Origin of the sequence: Streptomyces sp. 3211.6 (genome assembly GCF_003634815.1) — a bacterium.
Classification (GTDB): domain Bacteria; phylum Actinomycetota; class Actinomycetes; order Streptomycetales; family Streptomycetaceae; genus Streptomyces; species Streptomyces katrae_A.
Map to the genome: position 1 here is coordinate 3,451,041 of NZ_RBXC01000001.1, position 18,699 is coordinate 3,469,739.

Sequence of the window (18,699 nt, forward strand, 5' to 3'; positions counted from 1 at the left end):
CGCCCTTATGCCGCGGCCACCGAACGCGGGTCGAACCCGAACGGCAGCTCCAGCCGGTGCGCCCCCATCAGCTCCTCGTCGCACAGCAGGTCCCGGGTGCGTCCGTCGGCCGCGATGACCCCCTCGCTGAGGATCACCGAGCGCGGGCAGAGCTCCAGGGCGTACGGCAGGTCGTGCGTCACCATCAGCACGGTGACGTCCAGCGAGCGCAGGATGTCGGCCAGCTCGCGCCGCGAGGCGGGGTCGAGGTTGGAGGAGGGCTCGTCCAGGACGAGGATCTCGGGCCGCATGGCCAGTACGGTCGCCACCGCCACCCGGCGGCGCTGTCCGAAGGACAGGTGGTGCGGCGGGCGGTCGGCGAAGCCGGCCATGCCGACCTGTTCGAGGGCCTCGCGGACCCGCGTCTCCAGTTCGGCGCCGCGCAGGCCCGCGGCCGCGGGGCCGAAGGCCACGTCCTCGCGCACGGTCGGCATGAACAGCTGGTCGTCGGGGTCCTGGAAGACGATCCCGACCCGCCGCCGGATCTCGGCGAGGTTGCGCTTCTCCACTGGCAGCCCTGCGACGGTGACGGAGCCGACGCCGCCGCCCAGGATGCCGTTGAGGTGCAGGACCAGGGTGGTCTTCCCGGCGCCGTTGGGTCCGAGCAGGGCGACGCGCTCGCCGCGCCCGACCGTGAGGTCGACACCGAAGAGCGCCTGGTGCCCGTCCGGGTAGGCGTATGCGACCCCGGACACCTCCAGCGAAGGCGCGTGAGCGATGTCAGCGGGCGCGGAAGAGGCAGGAGAGGCGGAGGGAGCGTTCACAGCGTCCATCCCATCAGACAGACGGCGAGCGCCGTCACCGGGAGCACGGCCGAGTACGCCCACTGGGCGCGGGTGGCCGTCACGTCGTCGATCACCGGCATGGAGCCGGCGTAGCCGCGGCTGACCATCGCGAGGTAGACCCGCTCGCCGCGCTCGTAGGAGCGGATGAAGAGGGCGCCCGCGGTCTTGGCGAGCACCCCCCAGTGCTGGATCCCGCGCGCCTCGAAGCCGCGCGAGCGCCGGGCGATGGACATCCGGCGCAGCTCGTCGGTGATGACGTCCCCGTACCGGATCATGAAGGAGGCGATCTGCACGAGCAGCGGCGGGAGCTTCAGCCGCTGCAGGCCCAGCAGCAGCGCGCGCAGTTCGGTGGTCGAGGCCAGCAGCACGGAGGCGGCGACGCCGAGAGTGCCCTTGGCGAGCACGTTCCAGGCGCCCCACAGCCCGGAGACGCTCAGCGACATGCCGAGCACCTCCACCCGCTCGCCCTGCGACACGAAGGGCATGAGCACGGCGAACAGCACGAACGGCACCTCGATCAGCAGCCGCCGCAGCAGGAACCCCGCGGGGATCCGGGCCGCGGCCGCGACCGCCGCGACGAGGACGGCGTACAGGGCGAAGGCCCACATCGCCTCGCGCGGTGTCGACACGACGACAATCACGAACGCGGCGGTAGCAGCGATCTTGCAGTGCGGCGGCAGCTCGTGCACGGGCGAGTGCCCGTGCCGGTAGAGCTTGTGTGCGTGACCGGCGCCCATGTCAGCTCGCCGACGGGGCGGCCGTCGAGGCCGCGGTCAGGTCCTGGGCGCGGCGCCGGCGTACGGCCCAGAAGATCCCGCTGCCCACGGCGACGGTCGCGCCGACGCCGATGACGCCGGCGAGGCCTCCGGACAGGCGGGCGTCGTCGACGTCCTTGACGCTGTAGTCGGCGAGCGGGGAGTCGGCGGCGGCGTGTGCGCGGGCCTTGGCGTCGATGCCCTTGTCGGCGGCGACCTTCTCGAGGCCGTCCGGGCTGCTGGAGGCGTAGAAGGAGACGAATCCGGCGAGCACGAGGGCGGTGGCCAGTCCGGTCAGCCAGAGCTTTCGGGTGGAGCGGGCGGCGGCCGGGACGGCGGCCGGGGCCGCGGCGGGCGCGTCGACGAGCTCGCCGCCGACGCGCAGCTTCAGCGGGGTGGCCAGTCCGCGCGCGCCGTGCACCAGGTCGGGCCGTACGGCGATCACGGCGCCGACGGTGGCGGCGGTGATCAGCGCTTCTCCGATGCCGATGAGGACGTGGACGCCGGCCATGGCGGTGAAGACCTTGCCGATCGGGACGTCCGTGGTGCCGCCGAGCGCGTAGAGGAGGGTGAACATGACGGCCGCGCCCGGGACCGAGAGCAGCGCTCCGGCGAAGGCGGCGACGGTGACCGAGCGCCGGCCGGACGGCAGGACCTTGAGCAGGAGGCGGAAGGCGGCGTAGGAGACGAGGACGGTCACCACGGCCATGTTCAGGATGTTGACGCCGAGCGCGGTCAGGCCGCCGTCGGCGAAGAGGATGCCCTGCATCAGCAGGACGACGGACACGCAGAGCACGCCGGTGCAGGGGCCGACGAGTATCGCCGCGAGCGCGCCGCCGAGGAGGTGGCCGCTGGTGCCGGCGGCGACGGGGAAGTTCAGCATCTGCACGGCGAAGATGAAGGCGGCGACGAGGCCGGCCAGCGGGGCGGTGCGTTCGTCGAGCTCGCGGCGGGCGCCGCGCAGGCTGACCGCGACAGCGGCGGTGGCCGCCACTCCTGCGGCCACCGAGACGGGTGCGTCGATGAATCCGTCGGGCACGTGCATGGAGCGGCTCCGCTTCCTCTTCCTCACATGAGTGTTGAACCGTTCAAGAGTAGTGCCCACTTGCAAATCGTTGGCAAGAGCTGGCGCCACACAAATACATACGTGCGGTTTCGTGGGAATGTGCGAGGCTGGACGGACAAACGGACGTGAATGTTCCGATTCGAGGAGTCCGGTCGATGTCAGCCACCGCCGAGAATCCACCAGCCACCGCCGCTGCCGTCGAGGAGCGCGTGAGCGCCCGCGTGATCAGCGACGACCCCCTCTACCGCGCGATCCCGGTCGCCTTGCGGTTCACCCCCGCCGAACCCCTGGCCGTCCGGATCGTCTTCCCCGCCGAGCTGTCCCCCGAGGGCACCGACAACGAGTGGGCCTTCCCCCGCGCCCTGCTGGAGGCCGGGCTGCACGCGCCGACCGGGACCGGGGACGTACGCGTATGGCCCTGCGGCCGGGTCCAGGCGGTGGTCGAGTTCCACTCCCCCGAGGGTGTCGCCGTCATCCAGTTCGACAGCGCCGTGCTGCGCCGCTTCCTGCGCCGCACGTACTCCGCCTCCACCGCCGGCGGCGCGAGACCCGGCGACGCCGGTGCGCGCACCGCGGCCACCCGTTCGGCGTAGCGCACGCGGCCGGCCCCGCACCCGGGGTTCCGGATGCGGGGCCGGCACTCGCCCGCCGCGCGCTCACCACCAGGCATCAGGCGGCGGACCGGCGGCCTGACGGGTCAGGCGTTGACCAGCTCGCGCTGCTTGTCGGGGTCCTCCGGGGACCCGGCGTGCGGCGCGCTCTCCCCGAGGTGCTTGCGCAGGCTCTCGCCCTCCACGTCCACGTTGGGCAGGATCCGGTCCAGCCAGCGCGGCAGCCACCAGGCCCTGTGGCCGAGCAGCGCCAGCACCGCCGGCACGATCGCCATGCGCACCACGAAGGCGTCGAACAGCACGGCGACGGCCAGGCCGAAGCCGATCATCTTGACCATCGCGTCGCTGGCGCCCAGGAAGCCGGAGAAGACGGCGATCATGATGACGGCGGCGGCGACGACCACGCGGGCGCTGAACTGGAAGCCCGTCACGACGGCCTGCCCCGGACGCTCGCCGTGGACGTACGCCTCCCTCATCCGGGTGACGAGGAAGACCTCGTAGTCCATCGCCAGGCCGAACACGACACCCACCATGAAGATCGGCATCATCGACATGATCGGACCGGTCTGCTCCACCCCGAAGAGGGATCCGAGCCAGCCCCACTGGAAGACCGCGACGACCGCGCCGAGGGCCGCGACGACCGACAGCAGGAAGCCGAGGGCCGCCTTGAGCGGCACCAGGACCGAGCGGAACACCAGCATCAGCAGCAGGAACGCCAGGCCGACCACCAGCGCCAGGTAGGGCAGGAGCGCGTCGTTCATCTTCTGCGAGAAGTCGATGTTCATCGCGGTCGCACCGGTGACGAACACGTCGTTCCCGTTGCCCTCACGGATCTTGTGGACCAGGTCCTCGGTCTGGGTCGAGGACGGACGCTCCTTCGGGATCACGCTGATGACCGCGGCGTCCTTGGCCTCGTTCTGGTGCGGCGGGGTCACCGCGACCACGCCCTCCAGCCCCTTGATCCGGTCGACGGTCTTGTCGGCGAGCGCCTTGTCACCGTCCACGACCACCATCAGCGGACCGTTGAAGCCCGGGCCGAAGCCCTCGGACAGCATGTCGTACGCCTTGCGCTGGCTGGTGGAGACCGGCTTGGAGCCGTCGTCCGGCAGGCCCATCTCCAGCTTGCTCGCCGGCACCGCGATGGCGCCGAGGCCGATCACACCGGCCAGCAGCACCACGACCGGGCGGCGCAGCACGAAGCGGGCCCAGCGGGTGCCGCCGTTCGGCTTGGCCTCCGCGCCGGCCGGGCGGCCCTTGCCGAAGAGCTTGCTCTTCTTGCCGGCGGGCAGCACCCTCTTGCCCGCGAAGCCGAGGATCGCCGGGACCAGCGTCAGGGCGACGAGCACCGCGATGACCACCGTGCCGGCGGCCGCGACACCCATCTTGGTCAGCATCGGGATGTTGACGACGGCCAGGCCCACCAGGGCGATGACCACGGTCAGACCGGCGAAGACCACCGCGGAACCAGCGGTTCCGGCAGCGCGGCCCGCCGCCTCGTCGCGCTCGCGGCCCTCGGCGAGCTCCACGCGGTAGCGGGAGACGATGAACAGCGCGTAGTCGATGCCGACCGCCAGGCCGATCATCATCGCCAGGGTGGAGGTGGTGGAGCCGAGGTCCAGCACGTTGGCGAGTGCGGTGATCGAGGACACGCCGATCCCGACGCCGATCAGCGCGGTCAGCAGCGGCAGCCCGGCCGCGACCAGCGAGCCGAAGGTGATGACCAGGACGATGCCGGCGATCAGGATGCCGACGGCCTCGCCGGAGCCCGTCTCGGGGGCCTCCATCAGCGCGTCGCCGCCGATCTCCACCTGGAGGCCGGCCTTCTGCGCGTCGTGCCCGGAGTCCTTCAGGGCGTCACGCGTGACGTCCTTCAGCTCCATACCGCTGACCTTGTACTTCACCGTGATGTAGGTGGTGGAGCCGTCCTGGCTCACCGCCTGCATCCGGTACGGGTCGTCGACGGTGGCGACCTGGGCTGCGCCCTCGCCCTGCTTGAGGCCGGAGATCAGCTTCTCGACCTCGGCCTTGGGGCCCTGGTCGGTGACCTTGGCACCGGTCGGCGCCTTGACGACGATCCGGGCGGTCGCGCCGTCGGCGGACATGCCCGGGAACTTCTTGTCCAGCAGGTCGAATGCCTTCTGGGCCTCGGTGCCGGGGATCGAGAACGAGCCGGAGGTCGGCGCTGCGGCCGTCGCCGCGCCGAAGCCGGCGGCGACCAGCAGCGCCACCCATATGAGGGCGACGAGGCCGCGGCGCCTGAAGGCACCGCGCCCGAGCCGGTAGAGGAAGGTGGCCACGTCGTGGTTCTCCCGTTTCAGGTCGTGGGATGGATCCTGCGCCCATACGGCCGTCGGCCATGGGCGGATCAGGGCGTGGAAAGCCGGCCCGACGACGAGAGCGGCGTGTCAGGAGCAGCAGACGGTTCTTGTGGGGATCAGACGCCGAGGGCGGGGAAGACCACGGCGTCGATGAACTCGGTGAGGAACGCCCGGTCGACGGACCGGTCCTCGATCAGCGGCAGTGCGATGAACGCCCCGATCAGCATGTGCGGCACGAAGTCCAGCGCCGGACAGTCCGGGCTGACCTCGCCCCGCTCCACCGCGCGCCGGAGCATGGCCTGGAGACCGTTGATCTCCGGGTCGACCAGCAGGTCGCGCAGCGCCCGGTGCAGCTCCGGGCTCTCGTGGACGGCGTGGGCCAGACCCCGCATCAGGGCGGTGTCCTTGGCCATCTGCGCGTCGTCGGAGTGCGCGACCATGAGGGCGAAGTCCCCGCGCAGGGTGCCCGTGTCGATCTCCCGCAGGGAGACCGGCTGGGCACACCGAAGGGCCTTCGCGACCAGTTCCGGCTTGCTCCCCCACTGGCGGTAGAGGGTGGCCTTGCTGGACTTCGTACGGGCGGCGACCGCGTCCATGGTCAGCGCCTCGTAGCCGACCTCGCGCAGGAGGTCGAGGACCGCCTCGTGGAGTTCGGCCTCCCGCTCGGGGGTGATCCGGCTGCGCCGCGCCGACATCGCGTCGGTGACCCGGCAGCTTCCCTTCATCACGACCACCCATCCGAACGAAACGGTTTCGTACACATGGAAGCCTACCGGGGCGCTTAACGAAACGAAACCGTTCCGTTTCGCTGCGGCCGTGGCGTCGGTCACACGGCGGTCACACGGCGGGCAACCCGGCGGAGCACCCATGGAGCACCTGTACGAGTTGCCGGGGTCCCCTGGCGCGGAAAGCATTGTGGGGTGAGTCACGACGTCGCGTACCTCCGCTTCCCGCACCTGCACGACGAACTGCTGTGCTTCGCCACCGAGGACGATCTGTGGGTCGCCCCCCTGGTCCCGGAGGGCCACACCCCGGGCCGGGCCTGGCGGATCACCGTCGACCGCACCCGGGTCGGCCACCCCCGCTTCTCCCCCGACGGACGGCACATCGCCTTCACCACCTGGCGCAGCCTCGACCCCGAGATCCACCTCGCTCCCGTGGACGGCGGCCCGGCCCGCCGGCTCAGCTACTGGGGGTCCACCGACACCCGCGTCTGCGGCTGGGACCCCGACGGCAACGTCCTCGCTGTCTCCTCCCACGGGCAGCCGTTCTCGTACTACTCCTGGGCCTACAAGCTGCCCACCGACGGCAGCCCCGGCGGCCGCCTGCCCTGGGGCCCGGTCTCCGACATCCAGGTCACCGACGTCGACGGCGAGCACCGCACCCTGCTGCTGACCGGCAAACCCCCGCACGAACCCGCCGCCTGGAAGCGCTACCGCGGCGGCGCCACCGGCCGGCTCTGGCTGCACGGCGTGCGCCTGCTGGAGGACATCGAGGGCCACATCGACGCACCCATGTTCGTCGGCGGCCGCATCGCCTTCCTCTCCGACCACGAGGGCATCGGCAACCTCTACTCCTGCCTGCCCGACGGCACCGGCCTGCGCCGCCACACCGACCACGACGAGTTCTACGCCCGCCACGCCTCCAGCGACGGGTCCCGCGTCGTCTACCAGTGCGCAGGCGACCTGTGGCTGGTCGACTCCCTCGACGAGGCCGCCTCCCCGCGCAAGCTCGACGTCCGGCTCGGCGGCCCGCGCGCGGGACGGCGTACGTACCAGGTGCCGGCCGCCAGCAACGTCGACTCGCTGTCGGTGGACACCACCGGCCGGGCCAGCGCCGTCGTCATCCGCGGCAGCCTGTACTGGCTCACCCACCGCGACGGGCCCGCCCGCACCATCGCCGACACCCCGGGCGTACGCGTCCGCCTCCCGGAGATGCTCGGCGGCGGCGGCCAGGTCGCGTACGTCACCGACGCCGAGGGCGAGGACGCCATCGAGATCGCCTACCTCCCCCGCGCCACCGGGGAGCGCGAGCCGCGCCGGCTCGCCTCGGGCGAGCTGGGCCGCGTCACCGAACTGCTGTCCGACCCGGCGGGCGAGCGGCTCGCCATCGCCTCCAACGACGGACGGCTGCTGCTCCTCGACGCGACGGAGGAGTCCAACGGGGAGGTCACCGAGCTGATCCGGTCCATCAACGGGCCCGTCACCGACCTCGCCTTCTCCCCCGACGGCTGCTGGCTGACCTGGTCGCACCCCGGCATCGGGCGCTCGCTGCGGCAGATCAAGATGGCGAAGATCTCCGGGCCGGGCGCGCGCGTCGTCGTCGACGTCACCAACGGCCGCTTCGAGGACGAGAACCCGGTCTTCACCCGGGACGGCCGCTACCTCGCGTTCCTGTCCTGGCGCGGCTTCGACCCGGTGTACGACGTCCACACCGGCGACCTGTCGTTCCCGCTGGGCTGCCGCCCGTACCTGGTGCCGCTGTCCTCCGCCACCCCCTCGCCGTTCGCCTTCTCCCCCGACGGCCGCCCGGCGGCGGGCGGGCTCGACCCCGTCGAGGGGGAGCCCGGCGAGGGCGACGGGACGGTGACCGTGGAGGTGGAGGGACTGGAGAGCCGGGTCACGCCGTTCCCCGTGGCCGCCTCGAAGTACTCGGCCCTGCATCCCGTGCACGGCGGCGGGCTGGTGTGGCTGCGCTGGCCCATCTCGGGCGCGCTCGGCGAGACCTTCGCCAACCCGGCCGACACCAGCGGCAAGCCGACGCTGGAGCACTTCGACATGACCAAGGCCCGCAAGACCGAACTGGCCTCCGGTCTGGACTGGTTCGCGGTCAGCGGCGACGGCACCCGGCTGGTCGTCAACGACGACGGTGACCTTCGCGCCGTGCCGGCCACCGAATCGGGTGACGGCGACTCCACCGTCTACCTCGACCTGCGGCGCATCCTGCACGAGGTGGACCCGGCCGCCGAGTGGCGCCAGGCGTACGAGGAGGCCGGCCGGCTCATCCGCGCGTACTTCTGGGAACCGAACATGTGCGGCATCGACTGGGACGCGGTGCTGCGCCAGTACCGGCCCCTGGTCGAACGGGTCGCCTCCCCCGACGAGTTCGCCGACCTGCTGCGCGAGGTGCTCGGCGAACTCGGCACCTCGCACGCGTACGTCTCACCCGCCCGCCGCAACGAGGGCCCGCCGCACTACCAGCGGGCCATCGGCCTGCTCGGCGCCAACCTGGTACGCCGGGAGGAGGGCTGGGTGGTCGCGCGGATCCTGCCCGGCGAGTCCTCCGACTCCAAGGCCCGCTCCCCGCTCGCCGGCACGGGGATCCGCGACGGCGCGGTGCTCACCCACGTCGACGGCCGGCCCGTGGACCCGGTCGCGGGCCCCTACCCGCTGCTCGCGGCGGCCGGGGGCACGACGGTGGAGCTGACGTTCACCCCGGCGGAGGGCGAGGGCCGCTCACGGCGCGTGGCGGTCGTGCCGCTCGTCGACGAACGGCCGCTGCGCTACCAGGACTGGGTGTCCAAGCGCCGCGCCGTGGTCCGCGAGGTCAGCGGCGGCCGCTGCGGCTACCTGCACATCCCCGACATGGGCGGCTCGGGCTGGGCGCAGTTCAACCGCGACCTGCGCATGGAGATGTCCCGGCCCGCCCTGATCGTCGACGTGCGCGGCAACGCCGGCGGGCACATCAGTGAACTCGTCGTCGAAAAACTCACCCGATCGATTCTGGGCTGGGACCTGACGCGCGACGCCCAACCGGTGAGTTACGCCTCCAACGCGCCGCGCGGACCGATCGTGGCGCTGGCCGACGAGGCGACCTCCTCCGACGGGGACATGATCACCGCCGCGTTCAAACTGCTCGGCCTGGGCCCGGTCGTCGGCCAGCGCACCTGGGGCGGTGTGGTCGGCATGACCGGCCGTCACACCCTCGGCGACGGCACGGTCATCACCGTGCCGATGAACGCCGCATGGTTCCCGGAGTACGGGTGGTCGGTGGAGAACCACGGCGTGGAGCCGGACCTGGAGATCATGCGCACCCCCCTCGACTGGGCGGAGGGCCGGCACGCTCAGCTGGACGACGCGGTCTACCTGGCACTGGAGTTGCTGGAGCAGGACCCGGCCGCGATCCCGCCCGGCTACACCGACGTCCCGGACGGACGCAGGCCGAAGCTGCCGCCGCGGCCGTAGTCCCGCGCCGCATTCCTGTACGACACGAGGGGCGCGACCCGTAGGAAGTACGGGTCGCGCCCCTCGGCGCTATGTGCGACGGGCCTGGTAGCAGTCAGACCCGGGAAGTTCCCACCAGGGCGGGATCAGTCCCAGCTGTCGTCAGCCTCGTCACGGATGTCGTCCATCTGCTGCTGCGTCTGCGACTTCTTCGCCTTGGCCTGCTGGGAACGCGAGGAGGCCTGCTCCTTCGCGCCCTGCTGGGTCTTCTGCGCCTTGTCCTTGAGTTCCTGCGCCTTGTCCTGGAACTGGTCCTTGATACCCATGCTTGCACTCCCTGGGGGGTGTTGGTGGTTGGGCCTCGACCAGACTGACACGCAGGAACAAAAGCCGCATTTTGATCACCAGGGCATCAGGGCACCGGGACACCGGAACCGGATCACCGGATCACCGGGAAACCCGACCGGGCCCCGCGTTCGTACCGTTCAGCGGCGGCGGCCCTGGGCGCGCTCCTGCTCGTCGGCGGCTCCACCCGCGCCCACCAGCCCCTTGGGGACTCCGGCCAGGCGGGGTTCGAACCGCTTCATCTCACGCTGCCCGCCGGCCGCGATGACCGCCGGCAGGTAGCCCCGAACGCCCTGCATCCCGCGCAGCCACCACTGCGCGTACACGTGCGCCGAGCGCCGTTCGATGCCCGCGACGATCCGGTCCACGGCCGGGCCCAGCGGGTAGGTCCGGTTCGCCGGCCAGGGCAGGCGCCCGCGCAGCTCGCGCATGACGTCGTGCTGGTCGGCGCCCCGGACCATGTCGGTGTCGGTCCAGGAGAGGTAACCGACGCCGACCTTGACCCCCTTGTAGCCGACCTCGGCGCGCAGGCAGTGCGCGAAGGCCTCGACCCCGGACTTGGAGGCACAGTACGCCGTCATCATCGGCGCGGGGGTGATCGCGGCGAGGGAGGCGATCTGGAGGAAGTAGCCGCGGCTCTCCATGAGGACGGGCAGGAAGGCGCGGGCGGTGACGGCGCCGCCGATCAGGTTGACCTCGATCACCCGCCGCCACGCGTCCGGGTCGGAGTCGGCGAACGGGCCGCCGGAGGCGACGCCCGCGTTGGCGACGACGATGTCCACCTTGCCGAAGCGCTGCTTGACCTCCTGCGCGACCCGGGCCATCGCCTCGTGGTCAGTGACGTCGGCGTACCAGTGGTCGCTGTCGGTGTGCAGCCGCTCGGAGACCTCCTTGAGCGCCTCCGGCTCCAGGCCGACCAGTGCGACCTTCGCGCCGCGTGCCGACAGCTTGCGGGCGAGCAGCTCGCCGACCCCACGGGCGGCGCCGGTGACGACGGCGACCTGGCCTTCCAGACTCCTGCGAGCACTCACGGCGTCTTCTCCTTCTCGGTCGTGGTCGTGGGGGTCGCCGCCGACGCGCTCAGGTACCGGGACGTCAACTCGCGCAGGGCGGAACTCACCGCTTCGGGTGCCTCAATGGGGGTCATATGCCCCATTCCGGTGAGCTCGGTCAGTCCCACGCAGTGCGGAAGCGCGGCCGCGAGCCCGCGGGCGTGCACGACGGGGGTCAGCCGGTCGTCGCGGCCCACGACGACGGCGGTGGGCACGGTCAGCCGCGCCACCCCGTCGTCCAGGTCGAGCCCGGCCAGTACCCGCGACCAGCCGCGGCGCACTCCGGCGGGGCAGGCGTGCACGATCCGGGCGCAGGCTTCCACCCGTTCGGGTGCGGAGCCGGGGCCCATGGTCGCGTACTTGAGCACCGCCCGGGTGGCGGGGGTGACGGGCCCGAGCGGGGCGGGCGAGCCCAGCAGCGCCCGCGTGATGCGGGTCCGCGCACGCCCGGGCCCGAGCGGCAGCACGGTCGCCTCCGCGATCAGCCGCGAGCTGCCGGTGCTGCACAGCAGGACGGCCGCGGCGTGCTCGGCGAACCGTGGCCGGCCGGCGGCGGCCATCACGGTCATGCCGCCCATGGAGTGCCCGGCGACGACGGCTCGCTCGCCCGGGACGAGGGTGGCCTCGAATACGGCGATCAGGTCGTCGGCCAGGGCGGTGGTGCTGTACGCGGCTGCGGCCGGGCTGCGGCCGTGGCCGCGCTGGTCGTAAGCGATGACCCGGTGGTCGCGGGCCAGCTCCCGTATCTGCGCCGCCCAGAAGGCCGTGGAGCAGGTCCAGCCGTGGGAGAGGACGACGGCCGGCGCGCCGTCGGGTCCGTGCACCTCGACGTGCAGCCGGGACCCGTCGGCCGAGACGGCGGTCAGTTCACGGCCGGCGACGGGCGGCGCGTACCGCCCGCCGGTCACGTACGGCGGCCGGCTCACGCCGCACCCTCCCCGGCGGGGGCCGGCTCGGCGGCAGCGGCGGGGGCGGAGGCGGCAGCAGCAGCGGCCGAGGCGGTGGCGGTGGCGGTGGCCGGGACCCGCTGGGCCGCCCCCTCGCGCCCCGGTACCCGTACGACCTCGTACTCGGCCAGGTCGACCGTCAACGTCGCGCGCCGGAACTCACCCGTCGTGCCCGGCCAGACGGTCGTGTTGCGGCCCTGCGCGTCCAGGTACCAGCTGGTGCAGCCGCCGGTGTTCCACACCGTCCGCTCCATCCGCGCCTGCACATGCCGGTTCCACTGGTTGACGGCGGAGGGGCGCACGGCGAGCGCGGTGCGCCCGCCGCGGCTGCCTCCGCCGAGGAGGGACAGCTGGCGCAGGTAGTCCGCCATGTAGTTCAGCTGTGACTCGATCATCAGGATCATCGAGCTGTTGCCGAGGCCGGTGTTCGGCCCGATGATCGTCATCCAGTTGGGGAAGCCGGCAGCCGTCGCCCCGCGCAGCGCCTGCATCCCGTCCTTCCACGCGTCCGCGAGCGTCTGCCCTTCCGCGCCGACCACCCGGTCGGCGATCGGCATGTCGGTGACGTGGAACCCGGTGCCGAAGATGATCGCGTCGACCTCGGTCTCGGTCCCGTCCGCGGCGACCAGCACCGAGCCCCTGACCTCCTTCAGCCCGGAGGCGACGAGGTCCACGTCGGGCCGGGCGAGCGCCGGGTAGTACTCGCTGGACAGCAGGATCCGCTTGCAGCCGATCCGGTACGAGGGCGTCAGCCTGGCCCGCAGCACCGGGTCCTTGATGGAGCGCGCCATATTGGCCTTGGCCAGCGATTCGATGAGCCCGAGCTGGTTCGGCCGCTTGGTGAAGGCGCTGACCTGCAGCTCCCGGATCCCCCACAGCAGTCCGCGCCGGGCGGCCTGGGTGAAGGGCAGCTGGCGGTGCAGCCGGCGCTCGAGGGAACTGATCGCCCGGTCGGTGCGCGGCATGACCCACGGCGGGGTGCGCTGGAAGAGGGTCAGGCGGGCCGTCTGCGGGGCGATGGCCGGCACGATCTGGATCGCGGAGGCGCCCGTGCCGATCACGGCGACGCGCTTGCCGCTCAGGTCGTAGTCGTGGTCCCAGCGTGCGGAGTGGAACACCTTGCCGGGGAACTCGTCGAGCCCCGGGATCTCCGGCATCTTCGGGTCGGACAGCGGGCCGGTAGCCGACACCACGACATCGGCGGTGAAGTCGCCCGCCGAGGTGTCGATCTCCCACCGCAGTTCCTCGGTGTCCCAGCGCATCATCAGGACCTCGTGGCCGAAGCGGATGTGCGGCCGCAGGCCGAAGGTGTCGGTGACGTGTTCCAGGTAGGCGCGTATGGCCGGCTGCCCGGAGAAGGTGCGGGGCCAGTCGGGGTTGGGGGCGAAGGAGAACGAGTACAGGTGCGAGGGGACGTCGCAGGCGCACCCGGGATAGCTGTTGTCGCGCCAGGTGCCGCCGACGGAGCCGGCCCGCTCCAGGACGACGAAGTCCGTGATCCCCTCGCGCCGCAGCCGCACGGCCGCGCCGAGCCCGCCGAACCCGGACCCGATCACCGCCACCCGTACGTGCTCGCGCCCGTGCCCGCCCCTGCCGTCTATGCCGCTCATTCCCGCCGCCTCCCGCTTCCGCAGTCCGTCCCAGCCACGTCAAGCCACGCCATCACACACTCGCACCGCAACACTGCCAGCAATCACTGGCACAATCGGGAGGGTAGAGCAGCTCCGTACCCATGGGTAGGGGTCGCGCCCGGAAAGTTACTGCGGGTACGCCCTAGGCTGCGCATGTGGAGACGCGGGGGACGTGGGAGGCGGAGGCGGCTGTGACGCGCGAGTACCGGACGCAGGAGCTGGCGGAGGCCGCCGGCATCCCGCTGCGCACCCTGCGCTTCTACCGCGAGCGCAAGCTGCTCCCGCCACCGCGCCGCGAGGGCCGGATCGCCTGGTACGACGACCAGCACCTGGCCCGGCTGCGCACGATCGCCGCCCTGCTGGAACGCGGCCACACCCTCGGCGGCATCGCGGAACTCACCGCCGCCTTCGAGAAGGGCCGCGACGTCGGCCAGCTCGGCGAGCTGCTCGGCATGGGGTGGACGGACGAGACCCCCGTCCGGCTGTCGCCGGAGGCACTGGCCGACTACTTCGAGGGCGAGGTCACCCCGGAGAACCTGGCGGCCGCCCTCGACCTCGGCTACCTCGCCCCTGACGGCGAGGAGATCGTGCACGTCAGCCGGCGCCTGCTCGACGTCTCCTCCGCCCTGGTCCGCGAGGGCGTGCCGCTGGCCGCGGTACTGGAGACGGGCCGCCGGGTGCGCGAGCACGCGGACGCGCTGGCGGCCCTGTTCACCGAGCTGATCTCCGCCCACATCGGGGAGGAGGCCGTCGGCAGGCTGCGCCCGCTGGCCAAGAGCGTGGTCGAGGCGGAACTCACGATGGCAATGGACCGCCTCCACCAGCACCGCGCCCCCGTAGCACCCCGGACCCCTCAGACTCCGAGCTGATAGACGACGGTCACCGGCGCATGGTCGGACCACCGCTCCGGATGCGTCTCGGCCCGCTCGACGAACGCCTTGACGGCCCTGGCCGCCAGCCCCGGCGTCGCGACCTGGAGGTCGATGCGCCAGCCGGCGTCGTTGTCGAAGGCCCGCCCGCGGTAGGACCACCAGGAGTACGGGCCCTCCGCGTCGGGGTGCAGCGCACGCACGACGTCCACGTACCCGGCCTCCGAGTACACCTTCCCGAGCCACTCGCGCTCCTCGGGCAGGAACCCGGCGTTCTTGCGGTTGGTCTTCCAGTTCTTGAGGTCGACCTCCTGGTGGCAGATGTTCCAGTCACCGCACACCACCACCTCCCGGCCGTCGGCGGCGGCCCGCACCCTCAGCGCCTCGAGGTAGGAGTGGAACTCCGCCATGAAGCGGTACTTCTCCTCCTGCTTCTCCGTTCCGGCCTCGCCGGAGGGCAGGTACAGGCTGGCCACGGTGACCCCGGGCAGATCGATCTCGATGTACCGCCCGCTCGCGTCGAACTCGTCGCTGCCGAAGCCCACCTGCACCCGTTCAGGTGAGTTCCGCGTATACAGGGCGACGCCGGCCCGGCCCTTCGCGGCGGCCGGCGCGAACACGGTGTGCCAGCCCTCGGGCTCCCGGGCCTCCACCGGAATCTGCGCGGCCTCCGCCCGGACCTCCTGCAGACACACGACATCGGCATCGGATCCGGCGAGCCACTCCACGAAGCCTTTCTTCGCGGCGGCGCGGATCCCATTCACATTCACGGAGGTCACGGTGAGCATCCCAGCACCATAACCGCAGCCTTCCGTACGATGTTCTGATGTCTCACGGGATACACCTGCGCGCCGTACCGTACGACCACCCGGACGCGCTGAAACTCGACGCCCAGGTCCAGCTCGAATACCAGGAGCGCTACGACGGCGAGGGCGACGCCACCTACCTCGACCCGGCGATGTTCCTCCCGCCGACCGGGCTCTACCTGCTCGCGTACGACGCCTCGGACGCCCCGGTGGCGAGCGGCGCCTGGCGTGCGCAGGATCACAACGACGAGGGCTACTCGGACGGCGACGCCGAGGTCAAGCGCATGTACGTCATCCCCGAGGCCCGCGGCAAGGGACTGGCTCGCCGCATCCTGGCCGAACTGGAGGCCGACGCGACGGCGGCCGGACGCCGGCGGATGGTCCTGGAGACGGGCGACCGGCAGCCGGAGGCGATAGCGCTGTACCTGTCGTCGGGGTACACGCTGTCGGAGAAGTTCGGCTACTACCGCGACTACGAGTCGAGCCGCTGCATGGCAAAGCTCCTCCCGTCACCGCACACACCCGCCTGAACCAGCGAGTCGAACCCCCGCGCCGACCGGCCCACGGCCCCCGCCACCCCCACATGCACAGCTCGGCCACCACGAACACCGCTGAACGGCATCTCAGCCACTGTCAGTGGGCGCGGTTACGGTCCGGTCATGCCGAACTCGTACACGACCCTGTGGACCAACCATCTGTGCCGCGAGCTTGAGCGGTCCGGTTACGCCGGCCGGCGGCTGACGATGCTGTTCGGCGGACCGCACCAGTCGCTCCCGAGCTTCCGCCGGGCGGGCGTACAGCCCGGCGACCGGATCTACCCCGTGCGGGTCCTGGGCGCCCAGCTGTACGTACTGGGCGCCCTGGAGGTGTCCCGGATCATCCCCCACGAGGACGCGGGCGCCGTGCTCCACGACGACGACTACGCGGAACTCCTGGACTGGCGTCCGCTGAAGGCCGGCTGTGTCACGGAGGTGGTGACCGGTCCGCCGGGCTCCGCGCTCTCGTTCGGCACGACCGTTCCGCCGGACCTGCTGGAACGGCTGACCTACACCTCGCGCCGCGGCGAACGGTCGCTGAAGCACGTCCAGGAGGGCAGGCTGATCCACTCAATCAGCGTCCAGGGCATCTACCGACTCGCGCCCGCCTCCGCGACGGAACTGCACCGGCTGGTCGGCAACGCGGATGCCCCCGCACGCACCCCGCAAACGCCGAGATCCCGCCCCGCCTTTCGGCGGAAACGGGATCTCGTGACGATTCCTGAGAGCTACTCAAGAACTGTCGTCTGTGGACCTGTGGGGATTTGAACCCCAGACCCCCTCGATGCGAACGAGGTGCGCTACCAGACTGCGCCACAGGCCCTTGCGACGTGTGAAACATTAGCATCCCCGCGCCGCTGCTCCAAAACGCGTTCCGGGCCCGCGGCCCGCCGGCCCCGCACCGCATCTCCGGCGGGGTCCGTGCAGGTCACCCGCCGGGGCGCGGGGCCGTCACTCGTTCGCGGCGCGCGGCCGCTCGTCGCTCTCGTACTGGTCGAAGAGCGGCGTGCGTCCGGCGTCGCGGCCGCGCGGGCGCGGGGTGGCCGGGTGGGGCTGCGGGTCCGCGTGCGCCGGCGCGGGGCCAGGCTGGGCGCGCAGGCGCGGGTTCGTGGGCTCGGCGGTGCTGGAACGGGTGGCGCTCCACCCGTCAGGGTTGACGGGGCCGGTGGCGCGCGGGGCGACCGGGGCGGTCACGTACGTGGGCAGCGGGACCGGTACGGGTTCCCAGCTGTCGCCGCGTGCCGGGCCGCGCTCGCGCTCGCGCTGCTGGTCGACCCACTCGGCGTGGTCGGTCTGCTCGACGAGCGCGCGGCGCCCGGCCTCCTGCGGGGACACCGGCGGCGCGGGGTCCGGTTCGGCGATGCCGGCGGGCTCGGGGCCCTGGTCGCGGCGGCGGGAGCGGCTTTCGCGCAGGGCGCGGGCGGCCGCCTCGGCGCGGCGCCGGTCCATGGTGAACTCGTAGCGCCTGCGTTCCTGGACGCGCAGGTGCACGATGTAGGCGCTCAGCAGCAGCGCCGGCACAGCGGGCGCCCACAGGTAGCGCAGCCCGCCGACGGCCGCGGCGATCGCGCCGCCGCTGAAGGCGAGGAAGAGCAGGGCCGTGGTGCGCCGGCGGCGCGCGAGGACCTGGAGGCGCTGCTGGCGCCGGACCCGTTCGACCCGTTCGACCTCGACCGATCTCGGCTCGGCCCTGGTCGGGGACACGCCGAAGGCCCGGGCGTCGGCGTCCACGGAATTCACCGTTTCCGTCGCCGCTTCCGGGTCCGCGTGGGGCTGGGCCTCCGCCTGGACTTCGCCGCGCTCACGCAGCCCCTTGGCGTAACGCCGCTCCATTCCCGCCCGGCCGGAAAGCAGCCGGATGGCAGTGGAGAAGCGTTCCGTCGGACGCGCTTCGTTCAGCTCGTCCTGCCTCCGGAGCCACATGGGCACCAAGTAGGCGGCCCAGGCCCCGACGATGACTGCGTAGATGAGGCCGCTGCTGCTCACACCCCACACCGTAGAGGGGTGCGGCCGAAGGGATCAGCCAATTGGGCCGGTGTGTCGCACGATCCGGCTGATATCACCGACTTTTTTTGTGATTCTTCGGATCGGCTTATGGGCGAATCGGGAAGCAATTCGAACGCTTTTGCGATTACCTGCTTTACGGTGCGTTCGCCGGTGGCGGGCTTTCCTTCTTCCGCACCCGGTTCCACCGCCGCAGCAGCCCCTCCGGAACCTCCTCCGCGGTGAGCGCGAAGACCAGGTGGTCGCGCCACGCTCCGTCGATATGCAGATAACGCGGCCGCAGCCCCTCCTCACGGAAGCCCAGCTTCTCCACCACCCGGCGGCTGGGGCCGTTCTCCGGCCGGATGCACACCTCGATGCGGTGCAGCCCGACCCTCAGGAAGCAGTGGTCCACCGCGAGCGCGACGGCCGTCGGCATCACCCCACGGCCCGCCACGTCCCGGTCCACCCAGTAGCCCACATGGGCGGCGCACATCGACCCCCAGGTGATCCCGGCGACCGTCAGCTGGCCGACCAGCCGCCCCTGGTACTCGATGACGAAGGGCAGCATCCGGCCCGCGTTCGCCTCCGCCCGCAGGTGGCGGACCATCTGCCGGTACGTCGGCCGGTGGATCGCCGGCCCCCACGGCGCCGGCGGCGGGATCGTGGCCTCCCACGGCCGCAGCCACTCGCGGTTGCGGCGGTTGACCTCGCGCCAGGCGCGCTGGTCGCGCAGTTTTATCGGCCGCAGCGTGACGTCGCCGTCCGCCAGCACCACCGGCCAGGACGGGCC

The 18,699-nt window shown here is 71.9% G+C and carries 17 protein-coding genes and 1 tRNA gene; 5 read left to right on the plus strand and 13 right to left on the minus strand.

Features of this window, described 5'->3' with window-relative positions; genetic code table 11:
* Positions 1-5: 5 nt before the first annotated feature.
* Genes BX286_RS15710 through BX286_RS15720 form a run of 3 tightly spaced genes read right to left on the minus strand, consistent with a single transcriptional unit; the run spans position 6 to position 2,624 of the window.
* Positions 6-812 (minus strand): energy-coupling factor ABC transporter ATP-binding protein, encoded by an 807-nt coding sequence (locus BX286_RS15710; RefSeq protein WP_079427688.1) that lies wholly within the window; start codon positions 810-812, stop codon positions 6-8.
* Complete coding sequence (gene cbiQ, locus BX286_RS15715; protein WP_079427690.1) at positions 800-1,561, minus strand: cobalt ECF transporter T component CbiQ; 762 nt, start codon at positions 1,559-1,561, stop codon at positions 800-802. Before cbiQ ends, BX286_RS15710 begins: the two co-directional genes overlap by 13 nt.
* 1 nt (position 1,562) lies before the next feature.
* Positions 1,563-2,624, minus strand: coding sequence for an energy-coupling factor ABC transporter permease (locus tag BX286_RS15720; RefSeq protein WP_121015238.1), 1,062 nt, complete (start codon positions 2,622-2,624; stop codon positions 1,563-1,565).
* Positions 2,625-2,800: 176 nt separating this feature from the next.
* Between BX286_RS15720 and BX286_RS15725 the strand changes: the two genes are divergently transcribed.
* Complete coding sequence (locus BX286_RS15725; RefSeq protein WP_100863503.1) at positions 2,801-3,238, plus strand: SsgA family sporulation/cell division regulator; 438 nt, start codon at positions 2,801-2,803, stop codon at positions 3,236-3,238.
* A 104-nt stretch (positions 3,239-3,342) separates the two neighbouring features.
* Here BX286_RS15725 and BX286_RS15730 read toward each other — a convergent pair whose 3' ends face one another.
* Both BX286_RS15730 and BX286_RS15735 read right to left on the minus strand, forming a co-directional pair.
* Complete coding sequence (locus tag BX286_RS15730) at positions 3,343-5,553, minus strand: MMPL family transporter (protein WP_079427696.1); 2,211 nt, start codon at positions 5,551-5,553, stop codon at positions 3,343-3,345.
* Positions 5,554-5,690: 137 nt separating this feature from the next.
* Positions 5,691-6,299, minus strand: coding sequence for a TetR/AcrR family transcriptional regulator (locus tag BX286_RS15735; protein ID WP_261993433.1), 609 nt, complete (start codon positions 6,297-6,299; stop codon positions 5,691-5,693).
* Between the two features lie 195 nt (positions 6,300-6,494).
* On the opposite strand from BX286_RS15735, the gene BX286_RS15740 reads away from it, so the two are divergent.
* The gene (locus tag BX286_RS15740; protein ID WP_079427698.1) at positions 6,495-9,758 is read left to right on the plus strand and encodes a S41 family peptidase; all 3,264 of its coding nucleotides are present in this window, start codon (positions 6,495-6,497) and stop codon (positions 9,756-9,758) included.
* Positions 9,759-9,883: 125 nt separating this feature from the next.
* Here BX286_RS15740 and BX286_RS15745 read toward each other — a convergent pair whose 3' ends face one another.
* The 4 genes from BX286_RS15745 to BX286_RS15760 form a co-directional block, all read right to left on the minus strand.
* Complete coding sequence (locus BX286_RS15745) at positions 9,884-10,063, minus strand: hypothetical protein (protein ID WP_079427700.1); 180 nt, start codon at positions 10,061-10,063, stop codon at positions 9,884-9,886.
* A gap of 159 nt (positions 10,064-10,222) precedes the next feature.
* Complete coding sequence (locus tag BX286_RS15750; protein WP_121015240.1) at positions 10,223-11,113, minus strand: SDR family oxidoreductase; 891 nt, start codon at positions 11,111-11,113, stop codon at positions 10,223-10,225.
* Positions 11,110-12,060, minus strand: coding sequence for an alpha/beta fold hydrolase (locus BX286_RS15755; RefSeq protein ID WP_121015242.1), 951 nt, complete (start codon positions 12,058-12,060; stop codon positions 11,110-11,112). The genes BX286_RS15750 and BX286_RS15755 overlap by 4 nt, the downstream gene beginning before the upstream one ends.
* Positions 12,057-13,691: an NAD(P)/FAD-dependent oxidoreductase gene (locus BX286_RS15760; RefSeq protein ID WP_121015245.1), complete on the minus strand. Its 1,635-nt coding sequence runs from the start codon at positions 13,689-13,691 to the stop codon at positions 12,057-12,059. The genes BX286_RS15755 and BX286_RS15760 overlap by 4 nt, the downstream gene beginning before the upstream one ends.
* Before the next feature lie 212 nt (positions 13,692-13,903).
* Here BX286_RS15760 and BX286_RS15765 point away from each other — a divergent pair, with 212 nt between their 5' ends.
* Complete coding sequence (locus BX286_RS15765; RefSeq protein WP_121015247.1) at positions 13,904-14,581, plus strand: MerR family transcriptional regulator; 678 nt, start codon at positions 13,904-13,906, stop codon at positions 14,579-14,581.
* Here the strand turns inward: BX286_RS15765 and BX286_RS15770 are convergent.
* Positions 14,566-15,369: an exodeoxyribonuclease III gene (locus tag BX286_RS15770; protein ID WP_121015249.1), complete on the minus strand. Its 804-nt coding sequence runs from the start codon at positions 15,367-15,369 to the stop codon at positions 14,566-14,568. The two genes, BX286_RS15765 and BX286_RS15770, sit on opposite strands and share 16 nt — an antisense overlap.
* A gap of 38 nt (positions 15,370-15,407) precedes the next feature.
* On the opposite strand from BX286_RS15770, the gene BX286_RS15775 reads away from it, so the two are divergent.
* Positions 15,408-15,917, plus strand: coding sequence for a GNAT family N-acetyltransferase (locus BX286_RS15775; protein ID WP_079427707.1), 510 nt, complete (start codon positions 15,408-15,410; stop codon positions 15,915-15,917).
* A gap of 129 nt (positions 15,918-16,046) precedes the next feature.
* Positions 16,047-16,691, plus strand: a complete 645-nt coding sequence (locus BX286_RS15780; protein WP_187344146.1) for a hypothetical protein — start codon at positions 16,047-16,049, stop codon at positions 16,689-16,691.
* Here the strand turns inward: BX286_RS15780 and BX286_RS15785 are convergent.
* The 3 genes from BX286_RS15785 to BX286_RS15795 form a co-directional block, all read right to left on the minus strand.
* Positions 16,673-16,746: transfer RNA gene (locus tag BX286_RS15785), tRNA-Ala, on the minus strand. The two genes, BX286_RS15780 and BX286_RS15785, sit on opposite strands and share 19 nt — an antisense overlap.
* A 128-nt stretch (positions 16,747-16,874) precedes the next feature.
* Positions 16,875-17,909 carry a hypothetical protein gene (locus BX286_RS15790; protein WP_079427708.1) on the minus strand — a complete coding sequence of 345 codons (1,035 nt, stop codon included), beginning with the start codon at positions 17,907-17,909 and terminating at the stop codon, positions 16,875-16,877.
* Between the two features lie 154 nt (positions 17,910-18,063).
* Positions 18,064-18,684, minus strand: coding sequence for a GNAT family N-acetyltransferase (locus BX286_RS15795; protein ID WP_121015251.1), 621 nt, complete (start codon positions 18,682-18,684; stop codon positions 18,064-18,066).
* Positions 18,685-18,699: the final 15 nt, after the last annotated feature.

Bases quoted from the DNA above. Each gene is read 5' to 3' on its own strand.
- BX286_RS15710 (WP_079427688.1), bottom strand. From the start codon at position 812: ATGGACGCTGTGAACGCTCCCTCCGCCTCTCCTGCCTCTTCCGCGCCC.
- cbiQ (WP_079427690.1), bottom strand. From the start codon at position 1,561: ATGGGCGCCGGTCACGCACACAAGCTCTACCGGCACGGGCACTCGCCC.
- BX286_RS15720 (WP_121015238.1), bottom strand. From the start codon at position 2,624: ATGCACGTGCCCGACGGATTCATCGACGCACCCGTCTCGGTGGCCGCA.
- BX286_RS15725 (WP_100863503.1), top strand. From the start codon at position 2,801: ATGTCAGCCACCGCCGAGAATCCACCAGCCACCGCCGCTGCCGTCGAG.
- BX286_RS15735 (WP_261993433.1), bottom strand. From the start codon at position 6,299: ATGAAGGGAAGCTGCCGGGTCACCGACGCGATGTCGGCGCGGCGCAGC.
- BX286_RS15745 (WP_079427700.1), bottom strand. From the start codon at position 10,063: ATGGGTATCAAGGACCAGTTCCAGGACAAGGCGCAGGAACTCAAGGAC.
- BX286_RS15760 (WP_121015245.1), bottom strand. From the start codon at position 13,691: ATGAGCGGCATAGACGGCAGGGGCGGGCACGGGCGCGAGCACGTACGG.
- BX286_RS15770 (WP_121015249.1), bottom strand. From the start codon at position 15,369: ATGCTCACCGTGACCTCCGTGAATGTGAATGGGATCCGCGCCGCCGCG.
- BX286_RS15775 (WP_079427707.1), top strand. From the start codon at position 15,408: ATGTCTCACGGGATACACCTGCGCGCCGTACCGTACGACCACCCGGAC.
- BX286_RS15780 (WP_187344146.1), top strand. From the start codon at position 16,047: ATGCCGAACTCGTACACGACCCTGTGGACCAACCATCTGTGCCGCGAG.